The organism is Aestuariivirga sp. (assembly GCF_044239095.1).
Classification (GTDB): Bacteria; Pseudomonadota; Alphaproteobacteria; order Rhizobiales; family Aestuariivirgaceae; genus Aestuariivirga.
Map to the genome: position 1 here is coordinate 1 of NZ_JBIICB010000412.1, position 5,277 is coordinate 5,277.

Consider the following 5,277-nt stretch of genomic DNA (forward strand, 5'->3'; position numbering starts at 1 on the left):
GTACGGCGTGGGCACCCTTTGCGACATGGCGGGAGATCTCATTGAGATGCATCTGCATGGCCTCAGTGTCGGCATATGGCACGGCAATCGCTGCGCCAGTTCCACGTGCCGGACATATGGCGCCAAAGAGATAGGCATTCTCATAGCGCTGATCGGCCGGTTGGCGGGGCCTCGATCCACGCCTGCTCCATTGGCGGACGATGCCATTCTTCTGACCGATGCGGGCCTCGTCCTGGAACCATAGCTGCCACGCGCGCCAAGAGATCTCTCCGCGTCTCTTGGTCCGGAAAGCCGACCTCCTTGATTCCAGCACCGAAAGAATCGCTGACATGAACCCAAGCCTAAGTTTTGGGCGCCATCACAAGCTCGCGGGCATTGTACAGGTTGGATGACAGAGCCTCTCGCGCACCGGATGGAAGATGCAAAGTACGGCGATGAGTCCACGAGAAAACTACAGTATTTCAACGGCTTATCGCCGCCGTACTTTTTCCGGGCAGTCAGGAGGTATGGAGAATGTGGGGCCGAGAGAGACAAAATTCGGCCTCATGGCCAATCCGACAGTCAGGAGCTTTTGCAAAGAAGCCCGCAAATACTGGGGATTTTCGACGCTCAAGATTCAGGGAGAGAGATTTGCCGAAGGGCTAAATGGCGGAGACGGAGTCCGCCGCATTACTTGGTCCCAGTGCGCCAAGACGTTTCTTAGAAGGTCCATAAGTGCCGTTTTTACTGGCCCTCTGATGGAACTAGTGGTCTGATCGTGTCTTGACGTAGCCCCTGATGTCAACCATTTTGGTGGGGCAGATGGTGGGGCAAATCAGGATCATGACTGGAAAGCTGAGCGCGCGAACTGTCGAGACTGTCACCGAACCGGGCCGCTACTCGGATGGCAACGGGCTGTACCTGGTCGTCAGAGATGGCGGCAGCCGCCAGTGGTTTCTTTTCTACAGATACGGTGGCAAGCGCCGCGAACTGGGCCTCGGAAGAGCAGGTAAGGGCGGGGTGGGCCTCGCAGAAGTCCGCAAACTGGCAGACGAGCAGCGGGCGCTGGTCAGGCAAGGCAAGAACCCCAAGGAGGAGCGGACGGCCCAGAAGGTCACGGTGGTGCCAACGTTTGGCGCTTTCGCGGACGAGTACGTTGCGTCTCACGCCCCCAAGTTCCGCAATGCCAAGCACCTCGCCCAATGGCGGATGACGCTGGGAGATGCTTATTGCAAGGCAATTCGCAGCAAGCCTATCGACAAGATCGAGACAGCGGACATATTGGCGGTCCTGCAGCCGATATGGACCAAGGTGCCCGAGACCGCCGCAAGATTGCGAGGGCGGCTAGAGAATATCCTCGACGCGGCGAAGGCCCGGGGCTTTAGGACGGGTGAGAACCCTGCGGCATGGCGAGGTCACCTCAAAACGATCCTACCGGCCCGCCAGCGGCTCACCAGAGGCCATCACGCGGCGCTGCCATACGATCAGGTTCCGGCCTTCATAGCCGCCCTGCAGTCGCGCAAGAGCCTAGCGGCGGTGGCGCTGGAGTTCTGCATCCTGACCGCGACGCGATCTGGCGAGGTGCTGGGCGCAAGATGGGAGGAAATCGACCTCGACAAGAAGGTGTGGACTGTCCCAGCCATCCGCATGAAGGCCGGTCACGCGCACCGCGTGCCGCTCAGCCCTCGGGCCTTGGAACTGCTGGCGGCGCTGCCTCGTCTGGAGGGCAACCCGCATGTGTTCCCCGGCAACGGCTCGGCGAAGCCGCTGAGCGGCATGGCGATGACCATGCAGCTCCGCCGCATGGATCGGGGCGACATCACCGTGCACGGCTTCCGCAGCTCATTCCGCGACTGGGCATCCGAGCAGACATCGTTCACGCACGAGACCTGCGAACATGCCCTCGCCCACCGGATAAGCGACAAGGCTGAGGCAGCCTATCGGCGCGGCGACCAGTTCGAAAAGCGCCGCCTCCTCATGGAGGCGTGGGCCGGGTACGTTTCCAAATCAGATGAGACTTGTCAGCCTGACAAGGATTCTTTATTAGATAAATAGTCCTAGACATAGACAGGGAGAATTGCTAGGACGTGTCCCATCGGTTTGGTTACCGGTACGGGCGGCTTCGCGTCCGGTCTGTGTTAAAGCTCTGATTGCGTTGGCAGCGCTCAGGGTGAACGGAAAAAGGGCAACCCGCCTCCCTCGAACACGGTCAGCCGGTAAAGAGACAATAATCGACACGCAGCAGGCGATCCGATCATCATCATATTCGGAGCTTTGCCATGCTTGACGACCAAGCCACTAGCACTCGGGCTGCTTATTCCTTTAAGGAATTTCTGCGGCGCTACGACATTTCACACTCGAAGGGCTATCGCGAACTGCGGTCAGGGCGGCTCAACGCCCGCAAACTGGGCCGCAAGACGTTGATTGATGCGTCCGAAGCAGAACGCTGGTGGTCTGAGGCCACCCATCCCGCCACCTTCACCGCCAGCAAGTAAAAATCCCCGGCCAAAGCTGTTCACCCGGCCGGGGCGGTGTTTTCGCAGGCATCATCCGTAGACGGAATATAACAGCTTCTGGCCCTCAAATCAAAGGGCCTGAGATGAACACGACCACAAAAGATACCGACGCGGAGCGCTTGCTTGCGCATCTGACATCACTTACCGGTTCTGACGAGACGCTTCTCGTCGTTAAGCAGAAGCCGATCCTTAGTGACAACAAGATGCAGTTCCACGCGGATGGCGCGATCAAGGCCACTTGGCCTGCGGCACTGCCCGAAAGCGCTTCGCTGGCGCCCGGTGCTGCCACCTACGTCAATACCGGCATATTCATCCGGGACAGGTTTAGAGATGACAAGCCATCAGCCTCAGCGGCAAATTGCGAGCATGTCGCCTTCCTCATGCTGGACGACATCGGCACCAAGTCGAAAATGCCGCTGCTGGAACCAACATGGAAGATCGAAACATCCCCCGGCAATCAGCAGTGGGGGTACGTTTTCGCCGAGCAGCCGACCAAGGGTGAGTTTACCGCAGCGATGAAAGCCATCGCAGCTGCGGGTTACACCGACCCGGGTGCCACGAATGCCGTGCGGAACTGCAGGCTGCCGGGGTCGGTCAACCTCAAACCGGGCAAGAACCGTTTTGCCGCCCGGTTGATCGAGTTCCATCCCGAACGTGAGTACACGCTACCGGGGATCTGCGAGGCGCTGGGCGTTGTGCGAGGGCCTGCTGACGGTCGCGGTGTCCAAGGCATCAAGATACAGGATAACGGTGGCGACAGCGTGCTGCGTTGGCTGTCGGATCAAGGGCTCGTGCTGTCGCGTGTGAATGCCGAGGGCTGGTGCGGCATTGTCTGCCCCAACAGCCATGAGCATACGGACGGCAACCCGGAGGGCCGCTACAATCCCACCAACCGGGCGTTCTGCTGCTATCATGCTCACTGCGAAAGCTGGGACAGCAGCGCATTCCTGTCATGGATCGCGGAACAGGGCGGACCCAAGACAGAGCATGGATTGAGAGCGGATCTGATCTCCGAACGGCTACAGGTGCTCAAGACGCTACAACCGACTGAGGCATTCCCCGATCCCACCGAGGTGGACCGTCAAATCCGCACGAAATACAACCATGGCACAGGAGGCGACACCGCCAACGGTCTTGTTTTCGCGGAGATGTGGCACGGGCGACTGCTGCATGTTCCGGAAGACAAAAGCATTCTGGAGTTTAATTCATTGGCAGGTTGGCTGAAGGTCGAGGCCGAAAAGGTGCCACTGAACGCTGCCGCTGCGGTGGTCCGAGCGCTCCTCCGCGACGCGAGCCGAGCCCATGACGGTGCGTTGCGAGAGGTGCTGACAAAGCGCGCCGCGCGCGCCGACACTTTGCCTCGCCTCCAGGCGATGGCAAAATACGGCTTTGCACAGGAGGGCATGTGGGCATCTCTTGCAGAATTCGACAACGACCCTGCACTGCTCGGAGTTCGGAACGGCATTCTGCACCTTGATGACCGCCGACTTATGCAGCCTTCGCCTGCTATGCTGGTGTCCAAGCGGGCGAACGTGGCGTTCGAGGCGGACGCCAGATGCCCGACCTTCGAGCGCTTCTTGGCCGAGGTCCAGCCAGAACAGGAGGTCAGGCGCGTGCTCCAACAACTCGCCGGTATCTGCTTGTTCGGCAAGCCGCTCATCCAGAACCTCTTTTTCATGCATGGGAGCGGGGCGAACGGCAAATCCACCTTTATGGAAGTGCTGGCGTGGCTCCTAGGTGACTACGCCGCGGCGATCTCAACCGAAACGCTGATGACGACCAGGCGTGACCCGCAGGCAGCATCGCCCGATCTGATGCGCCTCAAGGGCGCAAGGCTAGCGTTCTGTAACGAAACTGGGGAAGGCCGCCACCTCGACAGCAATGCGGTCAAGCAGATGACAGGTTTCGACACGCTCACCGCCAGGCCGCTCTACGGTGCGCCTGGGCCGGGGCACGGTTTCCTGAGACAGTCCGCTGCGCTACCGATGGCATAGACGGAGGTAGAGCATGGACGGAAAGAATGGACTGGAATCGGTTGTGACGGAGGCCATGGCGGCGCCAGCGCGCGCCCAGAACGCAGGCGATGGCGACGCCATGGCCGGGCCGCCGTTGCGGTTTTCGGCGAAGAGGAAGCTGGCGGTCGTGCAGCGCCTGCTGCGGGGCGAGTCCTTGGAGAAGGTCTCTCGGGAAACAAATGTACCCGTGCACCGGCTGTCGGAATGGCGCGACCGGGCGCTCCTGGCGGCAGAAGGCGCGCTCAAGGAACGCGAGCGGGACGCCCGCGACGAGGAGATCGAGCGCCTCAAGGCCAAGGTGGGCGAGATCACCATGGCCAACGAGTTGCTCTACGCGAAGATCGACATGCTGGAGGGCGGGCGCCCTTTGGCCGGGCGGAGATTGAGGAAATGACCCGCACCACCTCGGCCTCCACCCAGAGCTGTTACCCGGCCGATGCGGTCTGCCGCGTCTGGAAGTTCCCGCGGGCGACGCTGTACCGGCATCGGGCGGCAGAAGCCATGCCAGCCCGTCCAGCACGCCGGCGCGGGCCTCAGGGCGCCTGCAGCGACGCGGAATTGCTGACCAGGATCGAAGCCGTCATTGAGGCCTCGCCGTTCAATGGGGAAGGCTACCGCAAGGTTTGGGCCCGCCTGCGGTCAGACGGCGTTCGCACGGCGGCGCGCAGGGTGCGGCGGATCATGCGGGAGAACAGCCTGCTTGCGCCGCAAAGGCCCGTGGACAGGGAGGAACATCCGCATGACGGGACGATCATGACCGACAGGGT

At 61.1% G+C, this 5,277-nt stretch carries 5 protein-coding genes and 1 pseudogene; 5 read left to right on the forward strand and 1 reads right to left on the reverse strand.

The annotated features are described in order from the left end of the window. Window positions 1-247, reverse strand: a pseudogene (locus ACILRA_RS22330) (transposase); the annotation flags it as partial. Window positions 248-777: 530 nt separating this feature from the next. Here ACILRA_RS22330 and ACILRA_RS22335 point away from each other — a divergent pair. The 5 genes from ACILRA_RS22335 to ACILRA_RS22355 form a co-directional block, all read left to right on the forward strand. Continuing rightward, window positions 778-2,034 carry a tyrosine-type recombinase/integrase gene (locus ACILRA_RS22335; protein WP_395664239.1) on the forward strand — a complete coding sequence of 419 codons (1,257 nt, stop codon included), beginning with the start codon at window positions 778-780 and terminating at the stop codon, window positions 2,032-2,034. A 224-nt stretch (window positions 2,035-2,258) separates the two neighbouring features. Then, window positions 2,259-2,474 carry a hypothetical protein gene (locus ACILRA_RS22340; RefSeq protein ID WP_395664240.1) on the forward strand — a complete coding sequence of 72 codons (216 nt, stop codon included), beginning with the start codon at window positions 2,259-2,261 and terminating at the stop codon, window positions 2,472-2,474. A 104-nt stretch (window positions 2,475-2,578) separates the two neighbouring features. Then, window positions 2,579-4,489 (forward strand): phage/plasmid primase, P4 family, encoded by a 1,911-nt coding sequence (locus ACILRA_RS22345; RefSeq protein WP_395664241.1) that lies wholly within the window; start codon window positions 2,579-2,581, stop codon window positions 4,487-4,489. Between the two features lie 13 nt (window positions 4,490-4,502). Further along, window positions 4,503-4,904 carry a transposase gene (locus ACILRA_RS22350; RefSeq protein ID WP_395664242.1) on the forward strand — a complete coding sequence of 134 codons (402 nt, stop codon included), beginning with the start codon at window positions 4,503-4,505 and terminating at the stop codon, window positions 4,902-4,904. Next, a partial coding sequence (locus tag ACILRA_RS22355) for an IS3 family transposase (RefSeq protein WP_395664243.1) occupies window positions 4,901-5,277 on the forward strand: 377 nt, incomplete at its 3' end. The genes ACILRA_RS22350 and ACILRA_RS22355, both read left to right, overlap by 4 nt.